Origin of the sequence: Labrenzia sp. C1B70 (assembly GCF_000475395.1) — a bacterium.
GTDB classification, from domain to species: domain Bacteria; phylum Pseudomonadota; class Alphaproteobacteria; order Rhizobiales; family Stappiaceae; genus Roseibium; species Roseibium algicola.
Map to the genome: position 1 here is coordinate 664,161 of NZ_AXCE01000004.1, position 18,672 is coordinate 682,832.

General features: G+C 61.5%; 17 protein-coding genes. 15 read left to right on the plus strand and 2 right to left on the minus strand.

The features are described from left to right. From Q666_RS41390 to Q666_RS41400, 3 genes are read left to right on the plus strand one after another with little or no spacing between them, the layout of a single operon-like run. Window positions 1-1,575 carry a CoA-transferase gene (locus Q666_RS41390; protein ID WP_023002932.1) on the plus strand — a complete coding sequence of 525 codons (1,575 nt, stop codon included), beginning with the start codon at window positions 1-3 and terminating at the stop codon, window positions 1,573-1,575. Continuing rightward, window positions 1,572-2,345 (plus strand): enoyl-CoA hydratase/isomerase family protein, encoded by a 774-nt coding sequence (locus tag Q666_RS41395; RefSeq protein ID WP_023002933.1) that lies wholly within the window; start codon window positions 1,572-1,574, stop codon window positions 2,343-2,345. Before Q666_RS41390 ends, Q666_RS41395 begins: the two co-directional genes overlap by 4 nt. Further along, window positions 2,342-3,862: an aldehyde dehydrogenase family protein gene (locus tag Q666_RS41400; RefSeq protein ID WP_023002934.1), complete on the plus strand. Its 1,521-nt coding sequence runs from the start codon at window positions 2,342-2,344 to the stop codon at window positions 3,860-3,862. The genes Q666_RS41395 and Q666_RS41400 overlap by 4 nt, the downstream gene beginning before the upstream one ends. 8 nt (window positions 3,863-3,870) lie before the next feature. Here Q666_RS41400 and Q666_RS41405 read toward each other — a convergent pair whose 3' ends face one another. Continuing rightward, window positions 3,871-4,920, minus strand: coding sequence for a substrate-binding domain-containing protein (locus tag Q666_RS41405; protein ID WP_023002935.1), 1,050 nt, complete (start codon window positions 4,918-4,920; stop codon window positions 3,871-3,873). A gap of 316 nt (window positions 4,921-5,236) precedes the next feature. On the opposite strand from Q666_RS41405, the gene Q666_RS41410 reads away from it, so the two are divergent. From Q666_RS41410 to Q666_RS41465, 12 genes are all read left to right on the plus strand, one after another. Further along, entirely contained in the window at window positions 5,237-6,439 is a 1,203-nt protein-coding gene (locus tag Q666_RS41410; RefSeq protein ID WP_228148126.1) for an ABC transporter substrate-binding protein, read from the plus strand. Between the two features lie 164 nt (window positions 6,440-6,603). Continuing rightward, window positions 6,604-7,509: a sugar ABC transporter permease gene (locus Q666_RS41415; protein WP_023002937.1), complete on the plus strand. Its 906-nt coding sequence runs from the start codon at window positions 6,604-6,606 to the stop codon at window positions 7,507-7,509. After that, the gene (locus tag Q666_RS41420; protein WP_023002938.1) at window positions 7,509-8,381 is read left to right on the plus strand and encodes a carbohydrate ABC transporter permease; all 873 of its coding nucleotides are present in this window, start codon (window positions 7,509-7,511) and stop codon (window positions 8,379-8,381) included. Before Q666_RS41415 ends, Q666_RS41420 begins: the two co-directional genes overlap by 1 nt. Before the next feature lie 4 nt (window positions 8,382-8,385). Next, window positions 8,386-9,495, plus strand: a complete 1,110-nt coding sequence (gene ugpC / locus Q666_RS41425; RefSeq protein WP_023002939.1) for a sn-glycerol-3-phosphate ABC transporter ATP-binding protein UgpC — start codon at window positions 8,386-8,388, stop codon at window positions 9,493-9,495. A 3-nt stretch (window positions 9,496-9,498) separates the two neighbouring features. After that, on the plus strand, window positions 9,499-10,983 hold the full coding sequence (locus Q666_RS41430) for a GMC family oxidoreductase (RefSeq protein WP_023002940.1): 1,485 nt from the start codon (window positions 9,499-9,501) through the stop codon (window positions 10,981-10,983). Further along, the gene (locus Q666_RS41435; protein ID WP_023002941.1) at window positions 10,980-11,738 is read left to right on the plus strand and encodes a 3-ketoacyl-ACP reductase; all 759 of its coding nucleotides are present in this window, start codon (window positions 10,980-10,982) and stop codon (window positions 11,736-11,738) included. The genes Q666_RS41430 and Q666_RS41435 overlap by 4 nt, the downstream gene beginning before the upstream one ends. A 25-nt stretch (window positions 11,739-11,763) precedes the next feature. After that, entirely contained in the window at window positions 11,764-13,356 is a 1,593-nt protein-coding gene (locus Q666_RS41440) for a GMC family oxidoreductase N-terminal domain-containing protein (RefSeq protein WP_023002942.1), read from the plus strand. Next, a complete protein-coding gene (locus Q666_RS41445; RefSeq protein ID WP_023002943.1) occupies window positions 13,353-13,667 on the plus strand; it encodes a Dabb family protein in 315 nt (104 codons plus the stop codon). Before Q666_RS41440 ends, Q666_RS41445 begins: the two co-directional genes overlap by 4 nt. Window positions 13,668-13,694: 27 nt before the next feature. Next, complete coding sequence (locus Q666_RS41450) at window positions 13,695-14,858, plus strand: dihydrodipicolinate synthase family protein (protein WP_023002944.1); 1,164 nt, start codon at window positions 13,695-13,697, stop codon at window positions 14,856-14,858. A gap of 7 nt (window positions 14,859-14,865) precedes the next feature. Beyond that, entirely contained in the window at window positions 14,866-15,879 is a 1,014-nt protein-coding gene (locus Q666_RS41455) for a LacI family DNA-binding transcriptional regulator (protein ID WP_023002945.1), read from the plus strand. Continuing rightward, window positions 15,876-17,147 carry a glycerate kinase gene (locus Q666_RS41460; protein WP_023002946.1) on the plus strand — a complete coding sequence of 424 codons (1,272 nt, stop codon included), beginning with the start codon at window positions 15,876-15,878 and terminating at the stop codon, window positions 17,145-17,147. Before Q666_RS41455 ends, Q666_RS41460 begins: the two co-directional genes overlap by 4 nt. Continuing rightward, the gene (locus Q666_RS41465; RefSeq protein ID WP_023002947.1) at window positions 17,144-17,734 is read left to right on the plus strand and encodes an HAD family phosphatase; all 591 of its coding nucleotides are present in this window, start codon (window positions 17,144-17,146) and stop codon (window positions 17,732-17,734) included. The genes Q666_RS41460 and Q666_RS41465 overlap by 4 nt, the downstream gene beginning before the upstream one ends. Before the next feature lie 30 nt (window positions 17,735-17,764). Here the strand turns inward: Q666_RS41465 and Q666_RS41470 are convergent, their stop codons facing one another. Continuing rightward, window positions 17,765-18,664, minus strand: a complete 900-nt coding sequence (locus tag Q666_RS41470; protein ID WP_031270238.1) for a sigma-70 family RNA polymerase sigma factor — start codon at window positions 18,662-18,664, stop codon at window positions 17,765-17,767. Between the last annotated feature and the right edge of the window lie 8 nt (window positions 18,665-18,672).

Consider the following 18,672-nt stretch of genomic DNA (forward strand, 5'->3'; position numbering starts at 1 on the left):
ATGACCTCCAAGATCGTTTCCATGGCGGATGCCGCCGCCCGCATTCAGGACGGCGCGGTCATCACCGTTTCCTCTTCCTCCGGTCTCGGGTGCCCGGACAAGATCCTTGAGGCCATTGGCACAAGGTTCGATAGTGAAGGGCACCCGAGAAACCTCACGACGCTGCATCCCATTGCCGCCGGCGACATGTACGGCATCAAGGGGATCGACCACCTTGCCAAGGATGGTCTGCTGTCGACCATCATTGCAGGGTCCTACCCCTCCGGTCCGTCCAACCTGCCGATGCCGGCGATCTGGCAAATGCTGGTGGAGAACCGGGTAGCTGCCTACAACGTGCCTTCCGGCATCCTGTTCGACATGCACAGGGATGTTGCGGCCCGCCGCCCGGGCGTCATGACCAAGGTCGGTCTCGACACCTTCGTCGACCCGATCCGTCAGGGCTGTGCCATGAACGATGTCGCGGCAGACCGGCCCATCGTGTCCCGGCTGGAGCTTGGCGGCGAAACCTGGCTGCATTTTCCGAACATCGTGCCGGATGTCGCGATCATTCGGGCAACGACTGCGGATGAACGCGGCAACCTCACCTACGAACACGAAGGCGCCTATCTCGGCGGCCTGGAGCAGGCGATTGCCGTGCGCAATCACGGCGGCCTGGTGATCGCGCAGGTGAAGCGCGTGACGGCCTCGGGCTCGCTGCGTCCGCACGATGTCCGTGTGCCCGGTCATCTGGTCGATCTCATCGTTGTCGATCCGGACCAGCGCCAGACCACGGAAACCGGTTACGATCCGGCGATTTCGGGCGAGATCATGCGGCCATGGTCCAGCTTCTCGCTTGCCGAGCACGGCATCGAGAAGGTTGTCGCCCGCCGGGCGGCAATGGAACTCAAGTCCGGCCAGACGGCAAACCTCGGCTTCGGCATTTCGGCGATGGTGCCACGCGTGCTGCTGGAAGCCGGTCAGGAACAGGCCGTCACCTGGGCGATCGAGCAAGGTGCGACCGGCGGCATGCCGCTGACGGGTTTTGCCTTCGGCTGCGCTTCCAACGCCGATGCTTACATGCCATCGCCGCAGCAGTTTACCTACTTCCAGGGCGGCGGTTTCGATGTCTCCTTCCTGTCCTTCCTGGAGATCGATCTGGATGGCAACGTCAATGTCTCCAAGCTCGGCAAGAAGCCCTATCTGACCGCAGGTTGCGGCGGGTTTGTCGACATCACTGCGAATGCGCGCAAGATCGTGTTCTCGGGTCTTTTCGAGGCGGGTGCCGATCTGGAGTTGACGGAAGACGCGCTGAAGGTGCGGACGCCGGGCAAGTTCACCAAGATGGTGGACGAGGTCGAGCATGTCACTTTCTCCGGCCGCAGGGCAAAGGAACTTGGCCAGGACGTCATCTATGTGACCGAGCGCTGCGTTATCCACCTGACCGATGCAGGTCTGGTGGCGACTGAGATCATGCCGGGCATCGATCCGGCACGTGACATCGTCGATGCTTCGAAGGGCCGGGTCCGGCTCGCAAACGATCTGGTCGAGATGCCGAAAGCGCTTCTGTCCAGGGGTGCGATGGAGCTGAGCCTGTGAGCGCGCTGCATCTCATCCGTCATGGGGCAATTGCCGAGCTGAAGCTGGACAATCCGGCCAAGCTGAATGCGTTCACGCTCGACATGCTGAAGGCGGTTGAGCCCTTTTGCGATGAGCTGGAGCGCGATGCGTCGATCCTTGCGGTGGTGATTACAGCGGAGGAGAGCAAGGCCTTTTGTGCCGGCGCGGACATTCTCGAATGGTCCGAGCTGTCGCCTTACGACTTTGCCCGTCACTGGGTGCGCGAAGGCCACCGGGTTTTTGACCGGCTGGCGCGGCTTTCCAAGCCGACGGTGGCTGCGCTTGGCGCGCACGCCTTTGGTGGTGGACTGGAGTTTGCAGCGACCGCCGATATCCGCGTGATGGCGCCAAGGGCGACGCTGGCGCTGCCGGAAGCATCCGTCGGCATCGTACCGGGTTGGTCCGGCACGCAACGGTTGATCCGTTTGCTGGGTGAGCCGATGGTGAAGGAAATGGCCCTGTTCGGCCGGCGCATTTCCGCAGAACGTGCCTATGCGGCGGGCTTTGCAGTCGAGATATCCGACGATCCGGCTTCTGCTGCGTTCGAGATGGCCGAGAAGCTGGCCGACAAATCGTCCCGGGCCGTGGAAGTGGCCAAATACATGATCCATGCCGCCGTGGGTGAAGATCGCAGTGCCATGATCGAGGCGCTCGGCTCCGGCATGATCAGTCCGACAGAAGATCGCAACGAGGGCGTTACCGCCTTCCGTGAAAAGCGCAAACCGAATTTCCTGGAAGTTAAGTCATGAGTGACCTGAACGTCGTTTCCATCAGCGAAGCAAAACTCCCGGCCGAACCCTTCGTCGCCCGTCACCTGATCGATGGCGACTGGCGTCAGAGCGCTGACGGCTCAACCTTCGATCGTGTGTCTCCGTCCCATGGCAGCGTTGTCACGAAGGCGGCGAAGGGCGGTGCCCGTGATGTTGATGCGGCGGTTTCCGCCGCGCGGCTTGCTTTCGACAAGGGACGCTGGTCGCGCACCAGCGGCAAGGAGCGGGCAACGCTTCTCTTGAAGATCGCCGATCTGATCGACCGGGAACGGGAGCGGATCGCCTATTGGGAAACGCTGGAATCCGGCAAGCCGATCAGCCAGGCCATGGCGGAAATCGAAGGCGCGTCCGATATCTGGCGCTTTGCCGCTTCGCTGGCGCGCACCATGCACGGCGAAAGCTACAACTCCCTTGGCAGCGACATGCTCGGCCTGGTTCTCAAGGAGCCGGTCGGTGTCGTCTCGATCATCACGCCGTGGAACTTTCCGTTCCTGATCGTGTCGCAGAAACTGCCCTTCGCGCTGGCCGCCGGCTGCACCGCGGTTATCAAACCTTCCGAAATGACCCCGGCAACGACGGTCATTCTGGGTGAACTGTGCATCGAAGCCGGTATTCCGGCCGGGGTCGTCAACATCGTCCTTGGCTATGGCGATCCGGTTGGAACGGCGATGACCGCCGACAAGCGTGTCGACATGGTCACCTTCACCGGCTCGACCGGCGTCGGCAAGGCCATCGTCAAGGCGGCGGCCGGAACCTTGAAGAAGGTCTCGCTGGAACTTGGTGGCAAGAACCCGCAGGTCATCTTCCCCGATGCCGACCTCGAAAGCGCCGTCGATGCGGTTGTCTTCGGCGTCTATTTCAATGCAGGCGAATGCTGCAACTCCGGATCCCGGATCATTGTGCACGAAGACATCGCCGAGGCGTTCCTGAAGGCGACAGTGGACCTGTCGCGGAAGGTGCCCTTCGGCGATCCTCTGGACCCATCGACCAAGGTCGGCGCGATCATCACGCCCGACCACCAGAGCAAGATCGACAAATATGTGCGCGATGCCGCGGACGCGGGAGCGACTGTCCACCTGGGCGGGGAAGCCCTGACGGTTCCCGGCCTTGCCGGACAGTTCTACCAGCCGACGATCGTTGCGGATGTAAAAAGCGACATGCCGATCGCCCGCGAAGAAGTGTTCGGGCCGGTGCTTTCGGTGCTGACTTTCAAGACGCTGGATGAGGCGATCGAACTCGTCAACGATGCCGACTACGGTCTGTCCGCCGGTGTGTGGAGCGAGAACGTTCACACCTGTCTGGAATTCGCCCGCCGGGCGCATGCGGGCACGGTGTGGACCAACACCTGGATGGATGGTTTTGCGGAACTGCCCTTCGGCGGCGTAAAGGAAAGTGGCCAGGGCAGGGAACTTGGCAAATACGGACTGGACGAGTTCCTGGAAGCCAAGACCGTGACCATGCGCATCGGCAAGACCCGGGCACCCTGGGTGGCGTGATGAGCAGGCTAGTCCGAAATCGAGAAGGCGCCTTCGGGCTTCAGGAGGATCTGCATATCCTCCATGGGGGCGCCGTCGATCCTCGCGAGAAGAACCTTGGCCATGGCTCTGCCGGTGGCGCGCAGGTCCTCGTCGATGGTCTCGATTCTCGGGCGGAAATGATTGGAAATGGGCGAGGCGCGCTTGGCGACGACGTCGATTTCCATACCGGGTGTCAGACCGATGTCGTTGAGATAGGCGAGGGTCACCAGGGCCATGACCTCACCGACGCAGACATAACCGTCGGGCGCGTTGGGGCCGGCATGGAGCGAGCGCAGGGTCGCAGCGATCTCGTCGGGTTCGCTGTCGAGGTCAACGCCATCGGGAACCGTCAATTGAACGCCATGGGAAATGGCTGCCTGGCGGGCGCCGAACCGCAGGTGCTGACCGAAGGTGTAGCGTTCGTTCGGCATGACCATGCAAATGTGTTTGCGCCCCTTTGCAACCAGTCGCTCCACGGCCATGTGAGCGAAAACCTCGTTGTCGAAGTCGACGTAAGGGTGGGGCGTGGTGAAGTCCGTCCGGCCATGGGTGGCAAACGGGAAGTCGTGCTCCAGCAGGTAGCGGACCCGCTCGTCAAAGCACTCGGTGCGGGTAAAGACAATGGCGTCTGCCAGCGAGTGCCTGCGGATGTTGCGGATTGCCTCAAGCCGGTCGTCGGCAAGGCCGTCTGCTGTAATTGTGATCGCGTAGCCGGTTCCGGCAAGGCCTTCGGACATGCCGCCGAGAAACTCGGATGTGAAGCTGAGAAACTCGTGCCGTGTGTTCAGGAGAAGGCTGATGACCTTGGTACGGCCGGTGCGCAGGCGCTGTGCCGCGCGATTGGGAACGTAGCCGAGACGCCGGGCAACTTCGGAAACGCGTTCGCGCGTCGTCTCCGCGATCCTGGGGTCTCCGGCAAGGGCGCGGGAAACCGTGGTCACCGCGAAGCCTGCCTCCTGCGCCACCGTGCGCAAGGTGGGGCGCGGCAGCTTTTCGGCGGCGCGACCGCTGTTGGGTTCAAAGGTTTTTCGCGTCATGCCCGTTCACTTCAGCCGAAGCCTTCTAGCTCAAAAAGCAAGCCAAGTCTAATCAGGGCTTTTGTAACGTTACAACACAATAATGTGCTGCACTGCAGCACCGAAACATCCGCCTTAATAGTATGTAAGACAAACGAAACTCTTTGTTTTTCGGGAGTGATGAAAATCGTTGACACCACTCCGGTTTGCAACGTTACAATAAACGTTGCGTGACACTCGATTGCCGGGCTCCGGCACTCGAAACGCCTTTAGGCACCTTATGGGAGGAATATCGATGTCTTTGAAATCTCTGAAGCTGGGCCTCGCCGCCCTTGCAATGAGCACAAGCCTGGCGTCCGCCGCCGATGTTGAAGTTCTGCACTGGTGGACTTCCGGCGGTGAAGCTGCTGCTCTGAACGTTCTGAAGCAGGACCTGGAAAGCCAGGGCATCGGCTGGCAGGACATGCCGGTTGCAGGTGGCGGCGGTACCCAGGCCATGACCGTGCTGCGCGCACGCGTTACTTCCGGCAACCCGCCCACCGCCGTACAGATGCTCGGCTTCGACATCACCGACTGGGCCAAGGAAGGCGCACTTGCCGACCTGAACATCCTGGCCGGCATGGAAGGCTGGGACGACGTGGTTCCGGAAGCCCTGCAGAAATTCTCCAAGTATGACGGCAAGTGGGTCTCCGCTCCGGTGAACGTCCACTCCACCAACTGGGTCTGGGCGAACAAGGCCATCCTCGACGAGCTTGGTATCGAGCCGCCGCAGAACTGGGACGAATTCGTTGCCGCTCTGGAAAAGGTCAAGGCATCCGGCAAGACCGCGATCGCGCACGGCGGTCAGGCCTGGCAGGACGCGACCATCTTCGACGCAGTCGTGATGGCGACCGGTGGACCCGAGTTCTACCAGAAGGCCTTCATCGACCTGGACGAGGAAGCGCTCGGCTCCGACACCATGAAGGAATCGTTCGACCGCATGGCCGTGATCCGCTCCTATGTGGATGACAACTTCTCCGGCCGTGACTGGAACCTTGCGACCGCCATGGTCATCAACGGCGATGCAGCCTTCCAGATGATGGGCGACTGGGCGAAGGGTGAATTCCTGAATGCCGGCAAGAAGCCGGATGAAGATTTCCTCTGCTTCCGCTTCCCGGGCACCCAGGACCAGGTGACCTTCAACGCCGACCAGTTCGCGATGTTCGCGCAGGGGCCGGAAGTGGGCAAGGAGCAGGCTGCCCTGGCAACCGCCATCCTGTCGCCGAGCTTCCAGTCCGCGTTCAACGTCGTCAAAGGCTCCGTTCCGGCCCGGACCGACGTGCCGAACGATGACTTTGACGCCTGCGGCAAGAAAGGCATGGTGGATCTGAAAAAGGCTGCCGACAGCGGCAACCTCTACGGCTCCATGGCGCATGGTCACGCCAACCCGGCTGCCGTCAAGAACGCCATGTATGACGTGATCACGGCGCATTTCAACGGGGAATACGACAGCGAAACCGCTGTTGCAGAACTCGTTACCGCCGTTCAGATCAACAAGTAACGACCGCGCGGAGAGCGGTGATCCGTCACCGCTCTCCCACCGGTTCGGCGGACCGTCTCGCGGTTGCAAGCAACCGCCTGGAGCCGGCCGGAACCAAAGTCTCAGAGCTGCCGCGCGCGTTCGCTGGAACGCCGGCAAAAGTGCTCTAGGTCGGGGAACTCAAGATGTCTCTCTCTGAAACGGCGAACCCGCGCGGTTCCGTTGTTGACAGACTGCGTGATGCTTTGCCCAAACTCGTGCTCAGCCCGACGATCGCCATCGTGGCAATCTTCGTTTACGGCTTCATCGCCTTCACGCTTTACCTGTCTTTCACGGACAGCCGTATTCTGCCCACCTTCGGCTGGGTCGGCTGGCAGAATTATGAAAACCTCTTCAAGATCCGTGCGTGGGATACGGCCGTTTGGAACCTTGTGGTTTTCGGCGTTCTCTACATCACCATCTGCTGCGTCCTGGGTCTGCTGCTGGCGATCCTTCTCGATCAGAAGATCCGCGCAGAAGGCTTCATCCGCACGATCTACCTCTATCCGATGGCGCTCAGCTTCATCGTGACCGGAATTGCCTGGAAATGGTTCCTCGACCCGGGCATCGGTATCGAGGCCGTCGTGCGCGGCTGGGGCTGGGAAACCTTTACCTTCAACTGGATCAAGGACCGGGATTTCGCGATCTACACCATCGTGATCGCTGCGGTCTGGCAGACCTCGGGCTTCGTCATGGCGATGTTCCTTGCGGGCCTGCGCGGTATCGACAGCGAGATGATGAAAGCTGCCCAGATCGACGGCGCTTCCACGTTCGCGCTTTATCGCCGGATCGTGATTCCGCAGCTTCGTCCTGCCTTCATGTCGGCCTTCGTGGTGCTCGCCCATATGGCGATCAAGTCCTACGACCTGGTGATCGCCCTGACAGGCGGCGGACCGGGCACCGCAACCGAAGTGCCGGCAACCTTCATGTATTCCTACACATTCACCCGAAACCAGATGGGCATTGGTGCGTCTTCCGCCGTGATCATGCTGATGACGATCGCAGCGATCATCGTGCCCTACCTCTGGTCAGAGCTCAGGGAGAAAAAGTGATGTCGACGATGTCCAAGTCTTCCTCCCTGCGTCCGGCCCGGGTGATCCTGTATCTGCTGCTCGCGCTGTTCTGCATCTACTACCTGCTGCCGCTGTACGTGATGGTGGTCAACTCGCTGAAGCCGCTGACCGAAATCACTTCAGGCGGGATGATGGCGCTGCCGCAGGAGTGGACCATCGCTCCGTGGCAAAGTGCCTGGTCGAGTGCCCAGGTGGGTGTTGAGGCAACGGGTCTGCGGCCCTATTTCCTCAACTCCATCATCATGGTCGTTCCGGCGGTCGCCCTGTCGACGCTGGTCGGCGCGCTGAACGGTTACGTGCTCACCAAGTGGACGTTCCGCGGTGCGACCATCCTGTTCGGCCTGCTGCTGTTCGGCTGCTTCATTCCCTTTCAGATGGTGCTGATCCCGATGGCTCGCATGCTGGGTCTGATGGGCATCGCCGGCACGGTGCCGGGTCTGATCTTCGTACACTTCGTCTACGGCATCGGCTTCTCGACGCTCTATTTCCGCAACTACTATGCGGCCTTTCCGACAGAGCTTGTCCGGGCGGCGCAGATCGACGGTGCCGGTTTCTTCCGGATCTTCTGGCGCATCCTGCTGCCGTCGTCCGGTCCGATCGCGGTGGTCTGCATCATCTGGCAGTTCACCAACATCTGGAACGACTTCCTGTTCGGCGCGTCCTTCTCCGATTTCGACAGCCAGCCGATGACCGTTGCCCTCAACAACCTGGTGCAATCCTCCACCGGGGTGAAGGAATACAACGTGCATTTCGCCGGCGCGATCATGGCCGCGCTGCCAACCCTTCTCGTCTACATCGTCGCGGGCCGCTACTTCGTGCGTGGTCTGATGGCAGGCTCAGTAAAAGGATAAGACAATGGGCTTTCTCGACATCAAGCAGGCGACCAAGTCTTATGGATCCTTGCGGGTCCTGCATGAAACCGACATCTCCATCGAAGAGGGCGAGTTCCTCGTGCTCGTCGGCCCGTCCGGCTGCGGCAAGTCCACCTTGCTGAACATGATTGCCGGCCTGGAGGACATCACCTCCGGCGAGATCGCGATCAAGGGCAAGAGCATGAACGGCGTCAAGCCGGCGGACCGCAACATCGCAATGGTGTTCCAGTCCTACGCGCTTTACCCGAACATGACCGTTGCCGGGAACATCTCCTTCGGCATGGAAATGCACGGCATTGCGAAGCCGGAACGCGAAAAGCGGATTGGCCAGGTGGCCGATCTCCTTCAGATCAGCCATCTACTCGACCGCAAGCCGGGCCAGCTTTCCGGTGGTCAGCGCCAGCGTGTTGCCATGGGGCGTGCACTGGTGCGCGAGCCGGACGTGTTCCTGTTCGACGAGCCGCTGTCCAACCTGGATGCAAAGCTGCGCGTCGACATGCGCACGGAAATCAAGAAGCTGCACCAGAAGCTCGGCACGACAATTGTCTATGTGACCCACGACCAGATCGAGGCACTGACGCTGTCGACCCGGATCGCTGTCATGTTCGGTGGCTATGTCCAGCAGCTGGGCACGCCGAAAGAGATCTACGACAATCCGGCCAACATGTTCGTGGCGGGCTTCATGGGATCACCTTCCATGAACCTGTTCCCGGCCAAGGTGGTCTCGGCGGACGGCAGGCCGGCTGCGGAAGTCTCGCTAGCAGACGGCAAGACGGCGGCCATTCCGTTTGCCTCCGACGCGCTCTCTTCCAGCATCGGCAAGGACATCATCCTCGGCATTCGGCCGGAAGCCATTACCGACAAGGATGGTGCCGACCGCAATTCCAAGGCGGTTCACATCGTCGATGCTCCGGTGGAAGTCACCGAGCCGGCAGGTTCCGACACGTTCGTCGTCAGCCAGATCGGCGGCAAGGACGTGACCGGCCGCTTCCGTGCCGACGTTGCCGTGAAGGCGGGAGAAGTGTTCCCGTTTGCCTTCAACATGGAAAAGGCGGTCGCTTTCGACCCGAAGACCGAAAACCGGATCGCCTGACCCATGAATACGGCGCCCGACATTGTGATCATCGGCAGCGGCATGGGGGGAGCTTCCCTTGCCGCGGGCCTTGCTCCGACCGGGGCCAAGATCACGATTCTGGAACGGGGATACCGGATACCGGACGATGCTCCGGCCCGGGACCCCTGGCGCATCTATACCAACAGCGCTTTCCGGGCACCGGAAACCTGGCTCGACGGACAGGGTAATCCGTTCGAGCCAGGCAACTACTACAATGTCGGTGGCAACTCGAAGCTCTACGGCGCGGTGCTGATCCGTTACCGGGAAGAGGACTTCAGCGCGCTGGAGCATTATGACGGTGTTTCACCTGCCTGGCCGATTGCCTATGACGAGCTGTCGCCCTGGTATGACGCCGCCGAACAGCTTTTCCAGGTTCGGGGCGATACCGCCTCCGATCCGACTGAACCGCCGCACGGCAGGCCTTATCCGTTTCCGCCCATCCCGGACGAGGAAGCCATCCGGATTGCCCGGCGGCGCCTTGAGCAGGCGGGCGTTCGCCCGTTCAGCCTGCCGCTGGGGGTTGATATCGACCGCTGGCTGGATGCCGGGCACACCGGCTGGGACGGTTACCCCGACCTCAGATGCGGCAAGATGGATGCGGAAACCTGTGCGCTGGAAGCCGCAATGGCTCATGACAACGTCACCCTTGTCACCGGTGCCGAAGTCACCGCGCTCCGGACGGGCTACAAGTCCGGCCGTATCGATGAAGTCCACTACAGCAAGGACGGTGAAGAGATCTGCCTGACACCGGGGGTCGTTGCCCTGTGTGCGGGTGCTGTCCAGTCCGCGGCGCTCTTGTTGCGGTCCGGTGTAGCCAACCTCTCGGACTATGTCGGTCGTTGTTTCATGAACCACAATGCGACGGCGATGATCGCCATTGATCCGCGGTTCCGGAATACTTCCGTCTATCAGAAGACCTTCGGCCTGAATGACTGGTATCTCGATGACGGCGAAGACGGCATGCCTCTGGGCAACGTTCAGCTGCTGGGGCGGGTGACGCCGGATATCCTGAAGATCCAGGTGCCGCAGCTGCCGAAATTCGCTGCCCGCTGGATTTCCGGGCATGCCCTTGATCTCTATCTGATTTCCGAGGATCTGCCCGATCCTGAAAGCCGGGTTGTCCTGAAGGACGGCAAGATCCAGCTCATCTGGCAGCGGTCCAACATGACGGCGCACAGGAAGCTGGTCGAGAAGACCCGCAAGACCCTGCGCGAGGCCGGTTTCCCGCTGGTTCTGTCGCGCCTGTTCGACGGCAGGGTGCCCTCGCATCAGTGCGGCACGGTGCGCATGGGCGATGATCCGGCTAACTCCGTGCTCAATCCGGACTGCCGGTCCTGGGATCATCCGAACCTGTTTGTGGCCGATGCGGGAGCGCTGCCAACCTCGGCTGCCGTCAATCCGGCCCTCACGGTCGCGGCATTGGCGCTGCGCGCCGCCGAAACGATCAAGAAGGACCTGGCGGCATGAACAGGATCGCACTTGTCACCGGCGGCCAGCGCGGCATCGGTCTCGGCATTTCGAGGGCTCTCGCGGAGGCCGGTCACACGGTTGCCATCGCCGCTCAGGAAGAAGCCAACGCGCCGGAGGTGGTCGAAGCCCTGAACAGCCTGGGTGGCAAGGGCCGCTATTTCCGGCATGACCTTCTGGACATCGACCATTGCAAGACGCTGCTCGACCGGGTGGAGGCGGATCTCGGGCCGGTGACGGCTTTTGTTTCCAACGCGGGCGTTCCGGCCAGGATCCGGGGCGACATGCTGGATCTGGCGCCCGACAGTTTCGACTTCGTCATGGGTGTCAACCTGCGTGGGGCCTTCTTCCTGGCGCAGGAAGTGGCGAGACGCATGCTGGATCAGTCGTCAGACAGCTATCGCTCGATGAGCTTCATCACCTCCGTAAGTGCGGAGATGGTGTCGATCGAAAGGGCGGAATACTGCCTGTCGAAAGCAGGCGCCGCCATGATGGCGGAGCTTTTCGCCGTCCGGCTTGCGCCGCATGGCATCGGTGTCTTCGAGCTAAGGCCAGGCATTATCGAAACCGGCATGACCGCCGGAGTGAAAGACAAATACACGGCCCGGATCGAAGGCGGTCTGGTGCCTGCTGCCAGGTGGGGGCAGCCCGCCGATATCGGCTCAATCATCGTGCCTATTGTCGATGGCCAAATGGCCTTTGCAACCGGTTCGACCTTCGCGGTGGACGGCGGACTGTCGATCCCCCGGCTTTAGAGCGAGTTGTTCTGAGAGACTTCAGATGAATACAGGCTACGACTTCATCATCATCGGTGGTGGCAGCGCCGGCTCGGTTGTTGCCGCGCGTTTAACCGAGAACCCGGACGTTTCCGTGCTGCTGCTGGAAGCAGGCGGGCGCGACTGGCATCCGTTCTATCACCTGCCTGCCGGCTTTGCGAAAATGACCAAGGGGATCGGCTCCTGGGGCTGGCACACGGTGCCGCAAAAACACATGCAGAACCGCGTGTTCCGCTATACCCAGGCCAAGGTGATTGGTGGCGGTTCGGCCATCAATGCGCAGATCTATACCCGCGGCAATGCGCTCGATTATGACGAGTGGCGTCAGATGGGCTGCGAGGGCTGGGGCTATGAAGATGTTCTGCCCTACTACCGCAAGGCCGAGGACAACGACACCTACGACAACCGCTACCACGGCAAGGGCGGCCCGCTCGGCGTTTCCAGGCCCTGTGCCCCGCTGCCGATCTGCGAAGCCTATTTCGAAGCCGCTGCTGCGCTCGGCATTCCGAAAAACGAGGATGTGACAGGCGAGAAGCAGGACGGTGTTGCCTACTACCAGCTGACACAGCGCAATGCCCGCCGGTCTTCCTCCGCCATGGCGTATCTGGCGCCCAACAAGGGCAGGCCCAATCTCCACATCAAGACCGGTGCCCAGGTGCGCCGTATCGTGGTGGAAGGCGGCAAGGCGACCGGTGTCGAACTCATCGACGGCACCCGGCTGACGGCGGGCTCTGAAGTCATTCTGTCGTCCGGCTCCATTGGCTCGCCCCGTCTGCTTCAGCTTTCCGGCATCGGTCCCGCCGACGAACTCAGAAAGCTCGGTATCGATATCGCCTATGACCAGCCTGAGGTCGGTTCCAACCTGCAGGACCATCTGGATCTCTACTGCATTTGCGAAGTCAGCGGCCCGCATACCTACGACCGCTATGCCAAGCCGCATCTCTCTGTGCTGGCCGGCCTTCAATATCTGCTCACCCGGCGCGGGCCGGTGTCCTCCAGCCTGTTCGAGACGGGCGGGTTCTGGTACGCGAACCCCGATGCGCGTTCGCCGGACCTTCAGTTCCATCTGGGTCTGGGGACGGGGATCGAATCCGGCGTTGCCGCCATGCCGGATGGCGGCGTGACGCTCAACTCCTGTTATCTTCGTCCGCGCTCAAGGGGCAGCGTACGCCTGAAGAGCTCCAATCCTGCAGATGCGCCGTTGATCGACCCGAATTACCTGCAGGACAGCCAGGACCGGGAAATGTCGATCCGGGGTCTGAAGCTGACGCAGGAAATTCTGGCGCAGGCGCCGCTGAAGCCCTTCATCAAGGCCGAGCACTTGCCGGGGCCAGGCGTGAAGACCGACGAAGACTACTTCCGCTTCATCTGCGAACACTCTAAGACCTCCCATCATCCGGCCGGCACCTGCCGCATGGGCTCCGACGACAAGGCCGTGGTCGATCCGCGCCTGAGGTTCAACGGTGTGGAGGGTCTGCGCGTGGTCGATGCTTCCATCATGCCGACGGTCGTTTCCTCCAACACCAATGCTGCGGCCATCATGATCGGCGAGAAAGCCTCCGACATGATCCGCCAAGATCACGGGGCGCTGTCATGATCCGCCATATCGTTCTCATCAAGTTTCAGCCGGATGTTGCCGAAGAGCTGATCGAAAGCCTGTTTCAGGAACTCAGAAGCATCCGCGATCAGGTGTCGGGCATCGGCGAGATCGTTTCGGGCCGCAGCGAAAGCCCGGAACAGATCGAACGGGGCTACATGCACGGTTTCACCGTCGATTTCGAAAGCTGGGAGGCACTGGAAGCCTACCAGACCCATCCGGACCACAAGGCGCTCGGCGCCAAGCTGGTCGCCAATGCCATCGGCGGGATCGACGGCATTCTCGTCCTCGATATTCCCGTCTCGGCCTGACCGGCCGCCAAGTTTCCGGAGCGTATCATGCTGACCCTGCCCACTTACGAAAACCGTCTGGAACCCTACAGCCTCATCGGAGAAGCCCTGACGCCGCGTGCCCCGCGGGTGCCGCTAACCCGCACCGCTTTTGCCGCGGCGCATGTGGTGTCTGATCCGCTGCGCGAGCGCGATCCATGGGTTGGTTCTCCGGCTGTCGATTGGGAAAATACGCTGAAATTCCGGCACTGGCTGTGGGATCAGGGGCTGGGACTGGCCGAGGCCATGGACACCGCGCAGCGCGGCATGGGCGTTGACTGGGCAACGGCAAAGGAACTGATCGAACGCACCATGAAAGAGGCGAAGGCGCATCCGCTGAAGCCGCGTGTTGCCTGCGGGGCAGGCACCGATCAGGTGCCGCTGGAAAATCTCAAGACAAACGACGACATCGTTGCGGCCTATACGGTCCAGTTGGAGGCCATCGAGGCGGCAGGCGGTCAGGCGATCCTGATGGCATCGCGGGCGCTTCCCGCCATCGGGGCCGGGCCGGACGATTACGCCGACGTCTATGGCCGGCTGATCCGTCAGGCGCGGGAGCCGATCATCCTGCACTGGCTGGGCGACATGTTCGATCCGGAATTGACCGGCTATTGGGGGTCCATGGATGTTTCGGCGGCGTCCGACGCCGTCCTCGCCATCATCGAAAGCCACGCGGCAAAGGTCGACGGCATCAAGATTTCCTTGCTCGATCAGGCACACGAAGAAGCCTTCCGTGCACGCTTGCCCGACGGTGTGCGGCTTTATACCGGCGATGACTTCAACTATGCAGATCTGATCGCCGGCGATGGCAAGCACTATTCGCATGCTCTGCTGGGGGCCTTTGCGGCGATTGCCCCCGTGGCGAGCCAGGCGCTTGAGGCATTGGCGGAAGGGGATATGGGCACCTATCACAAGCTCTTCGCGCCAACCGTTCCGCTGAGCCGGGAAATCTTCAAGGCGCCGACCCGCTTCTACAAGGCCGGAATCGCGTTTCTTGCCTGGCTGAACGATGCCCAGAGCCACTTCATCATGCCGGCCGGTTTTCAGTCTTCGCGTGAGATTGCCCATTATGCAGAGGTCTTCCGGCTTGCGGATCAGGCGCGTTTGTTGTCAAAGCCGGAGATCGCCGAGGAGCGCATGGGGCTGCTCCTGAAACTGCACGGGATCGGATAGACCTTTCATGAAGAAGCGGCCGACAATTCTGGATGTTGCAAGGCAGGCGGGCGTTTCGAAATCGACCGTCTCGCTGGTGCTCCAGAATTCGTCGCTGGTGAAACAGTCAACCCGGGAAGAGGTGGCCAGGGCAATTGATGAGCTTGGTTATGTCTACAACCGCTCGGCTGCCGGCTTGCGGGGCGCTGCATCCGGCCTCATCGGCCTGATCATCAACGACCTGCGCAACCCCTTCTTCACCGAATTTGCCGCCAGTGCGCAGATGACCTTTGCCAGCAAGGGATACTCGACCGTCATCGCCAATACGGATGAGGACCCGGAGATCCAGGCCCAGGTGATCGACAGCATGATCGAGCATGGCGTGTCGGCCTTCGTCATCTCGCCGACCTATGGCGGCGACGAAAGCCCCTTCGAGCGGATCGAGCGGGCCGGAATTCCCACCATGCAGGTGCTGCGTCAGCTGGACGAGCGCACGGACCTGTTTCCCTTCGCTTCGCATGACTACGCCTTTGGAGGCGAAGCTGCGACACGGCACCTGATCGATACGGGATGTCAGAAGATCGCCTTTGCCGGCGGTCTGGCGGATCGTCCGATCACCTTGGAGCGCATGTCCGGCTATCGAAGCGTGATGCAGGCGAACGGCCTTGCGCCGACGATTTTTCACGGACGGCCATCGAGGCAGTTCGGCCGTGAAATCGCGCTGAAGATCCTTCAGGAACACGAAGGCCTGGAAGCGGCGATCTGTTTCAGCGACCTGGTTGCGCTTGGCATGCTGAGCGGCTTTGCCGAACTTGGCATCAAGGTTGGTCAGGATTTCAGGATCATCGGCTTCGACGATATCGAGGAATGCTCACTGGCCTTTCCCAGGCTCAGCTCGGTGCGCTGCGATACCGCGCTGTTCGGCCGCAATGCCGCTGAAGCGATGCTGGCCTGGATTGTCGACGGCGTCAGGCCACCCGACACGAAACATTATCCGGTCGAGCTGATCAAACGGCAATCGACCCTGGGGCTCGATGCATGACAGATTGTTCGCGTGAGGCCCTGTTGCGGCGTCTGTTCGAGACGGCCGTTGCAGCGGCCGACCCGATGAAGTGCGTTCCCGCATTCCTGCCGGAAAGGGTTGACGGCCGGACGGTCGTGATCGGTGCCGGCAAGGCGTCGGCACGCATGGCCGAAGCGGTTGAAGCAGCCTGGGGGGCTTCAGAGGGACTGGTCATCACCCGCGACGGCTACTCCAGGCCTTGCCGGGGGATCGAAATCGTCGAGGCATCACATCCGGTGCCGGACGGGCGTGGGCTTCAGGCAACACAGCGCCTTCTCGGTCTGTTGTCCTCGCTTGAAGAAGCGGATCACGTGATCGCGCTGATTTCAGGCGGGGCGTCGGCGCTGCTGGAGGCGCCGGCCGGAGATATTTCGCTTGCTGACCTGCAGGCCTTGAATGAAGCCCTGCTGGCATCAGGCGCGCCAATCACCGACATGAACACGGTCCGCAAGCATGTCAGCCTGGTCAAGGGGGGGCAGCTTGCAGCGGCAGCCTATCCTGCCCGGATGACGGCGTTGATCATTTCCGATGTTCCCGGTGACGATCCGGCCTTTATTGCCTCAGGCCCGACGGTTGGCGATCGGACGACGCCAGCGGACGCGCGCGCGGTTATCGAACGCTTTGGCATGTCTGTGCCGGCATCTGTACTTGCTGTGCTGGACGGCGCCACCGGAGTGCTGCCGCCGGAAGATGAAAGAGTGTCGAGGGTGGAAAACCGCATCATCGCGGCACCATCGCTATCGCTGGAAGCAGCGGCAAGCCTGGCAGCCGACGAAGGTATGGAAGTCGAGATCCTGGGGGATGCCATTGAAGGCGAGGCGCGTGAAGTGGCTGAACAGCAGGCCAGACTCGCGATCGAACGCCAGCAGGCGATGAAACCGGGTGGGCGGCCCGTCCTGCTTCTGTCCGGCGGTGAATGCACGGTGACGCGGCGCGGTAAGGGCTGTGGTGGTCCGAATGCGGAATTTGCCCTTGCTCTCGCGATCGCACTCAAGGGTGCTGACGGTCTTTACGGGATTGCCTGTGACACAGACGGTGTCGACGGGGCGGCGGATGTTGCAGGGGCGGTTATTGGCCCAAGCACTCTTGAGCGAGCAGAGGCGCTTGGCCTCGACCCGGTCGCCATGCTCGGCGACAATGACAGCCACAGTTTCTTCGCGGCTCTTGGCGATCAGGTGGTGCCGGGGCCAACCCTCACCAACGTCAACGACTTCCGTGCAATTCTCATCGAAAGCCCAATGACATGAATGAGCTGGAGACGCTTCTCCAACGGGCGCAAGCCCTGATTTTCGATTGTGATGGCACGCTGGTGCAAACACCAACGCTCTATGCCGGTGCCTGGCAGGACGCGTTCAGGGCCGCCGGTCATCATATGGAGCCGGACTGGTACCACGCCCGGGCGGGAATGTCAGAACATGTGCTGCTTGATGACTATGAAGCCGAGCACGGCGTTACGGTGGATCGCCCACTGGCCGTTCGGGAGATGCGCACGGCAGTATTGGCCCGGATCGGTGAAGTCGGCGAGATCGAGGTAATAAGCGCCATTGCACGGAGGTTTCACGGCAAGTTGCCGATGGCGGTCGCCTCTGGTGGACCGCAGGAAGTGGTGCTGGCGTCGTTGAAGGAGACGGGACTGCTGCCGTTGTTCGATACGGTTGTCACGATTGATGACGTTGCCCATGCCAAACCGGCGCCGGATCTCTTCCTGGAAGCCGCTTCCCGGCTCGGTGTCGCAGCCGAACAATGCCTCGTGTTCGAGGACAGTCATCAAGGGCTTGAGGCAGCGCACAACGCAGGAATGCCGGTTGTTGATGTGAACCGGCTGATCGGATAACGCCGCGAAGCTGATTTCCACTCGTGCTGATCAGTTCAGGTCAATTGGCGGACGTATCGTGTCCTCCTGATCTGCGCCAAGATGCCTGAGCTTTTCCGGGTTGCGGGTCACATAGACGGCGATGATCCTGCCGTCCCGGATCTGCAATGCTGTGGTCTGGACAATGCCGCTATCTTCCTCGGTTACAAAACCGGGCAGTCCGTCAATGTCAGCAAACCGGATCAGGCGTGACGGAGCCTTTCTGAAATAGCGGGCGAGTGCCGCAAAGAGGCTCATCGACCGTTCGTGCCCGAATGTCGGAGCTGACGTGGCAGGCACCTTGCCGCCGCCGTCGGCGTAGACGACGATGTCTTCGGCCAGCAGGGATTGGAGTTTCTCCAAGTCGCCGCTGCGCGATGCTTCGTAGAAGGCGGTCGCCAGCTTTCGGCCCTGTTCCGGCGTGGCGGAAAAGCGTGGTCTTGCTTCCTGCAGCCTTGCCCTGGCCCGGCTGGCGAGCTTGCGGCAGGCTGCCGGTTCCCGGTTGATGGCGGTCGAAATTTCCTCGAAACCCATGCTGAAAACGTCATGCAGCAGAAAGGCGGCCCTTTCGAGCGGTGACAGCCGCTCCAGAGCCACCATCACGGGCAACGTAATGTCGTCGGCGATTTCGGCATCTGATGTCGTCAGCAGGGGCTCTGGAAGCCATGGGCCAACGTAAGACATGCGGCGACGGCGTGCGGATTTCAATTCATTGAGGCAAAGCCGTGTGACGATGGTCTTCAGGAAGGCGACAGGCTCGCGCACCTTTTCCCGGTCGGCGGCAAGCCAGCGCAGCCAGGCTTCCTGAACCACGTCTTCCGCGTCGGAGACTGATCCCAGCATGCGGTAGGCGATGCGGGTCAGTCGCCTGCGCAAAGCGGTGTCGTCTTCAAGGGCCGGTGTGTCCGTCATGATCATGA

Coding starts and splice junctions, on each gene's coding strand:
- Q666_RS41390 (WP_023002932.1), top strand. CDS start 1: ATGACCTCCAAGATCGTTTCCATGGCGGATGCCGCCGCCCGCATTCAG.
- Q666_RS41400 (WP_023002934.1), top strand. CDS start 2,342: ATGAGTGACCTGAACGTCGTTTCCATCAGCGAAGCAAAACTCCCGGCC.
- Q666_RS41405 (WP_023002935.1), bottom strand. CDS start 4,920: ATGACGCGAAAAACCTTTGAACCCAACAGCGGTCGCGCCGCCGAAAAG.
- Q666_RS41410 (WP_228148126.1), top strand. CDS start 5,237: ATGAGCACAAGCCTGGCGTCCGCCGCCGATGTTGAAGTTCTGCACTGG.
- Q666_RS41415 (WP_023002937.1), top strand. CDS start 6,604: ATGTCTCTCTCTGAAACGGCGAACCCGCGCGGTTCCGTTGTTGACAGA.
- Q666_RS41420 (WP_023002938.1), top strand. CDS start 7,509: ATGTCGACGATGTCCAAGTCTTCCTCCCTGCGTCCGGCCCGGGTGATC.
- ugpC (WP_023002939.1), top strand. CDS start 8,386: ATGGGCTTTCTCGACATCAAGCAGGCGACCAAGTCTTATGGATCCTTG.
- Q666_RS41430 (WP_023002940.1), top strand. CDS start 9,499: ATGAATACGGCGCCCGACATTGTGATCATCGGCAGCGGCATGGGGGGA.
- Q666_RS41435 (WP_023002941.1), top strand. CDS start 10,980: ATGAACAGGATCGCACTTGTCACCGGCGGCCAGCGCGGCATCGGTCTC.
- Q666_RS41440 (WP_023002942.1), top strand. CDS start 11,764: ATGAATACAGGCTACGACTTCATCATCATCGGTGGTGGCAGCGCCGGC.
- Q666_RS41445 (WP_023002943.1), top strand. CDS start 13,353: ATGATCCGCCATATCGTTCTCATCAAGTTTCAGCCGGATGTTGCCGAA.
- Q666_RS41450 (WP_023002944.1), top strand. CDS start 13,695: ATGCTGACCCTGCCCACTTACGAAAACCGTCTGGAACCCTACAGCCTC.
- Q666_RS41455 (WP_023002945.1), top strand. CDS start 14,866: ATGAAGAAGCGGCCGACAATTCTGGATGTTGCAAGGCAGGCGGGCGTT.
- Q666_RS41460 (WP_023002946.1), top strand. CDS start 15,876: ATGACAGATTGTTCGCGTGAGGCCCTGTTGCGGCGTCTGTTCGAGACG.
- Q666_RS41465 (WP_023002947.1), top strand. CDS start 17,144: ATGAATGAGCTGGAGACGCTTCTCCAACGGGCGCAAGCCCTGATTTTC.
- Q666_RS41470 (WP_031270238.1), bottom strand. CDS start 18,664: ATGACGGACACACCGGCCCTTGAAGACGACACCGCTTTGCGCAGGCGA.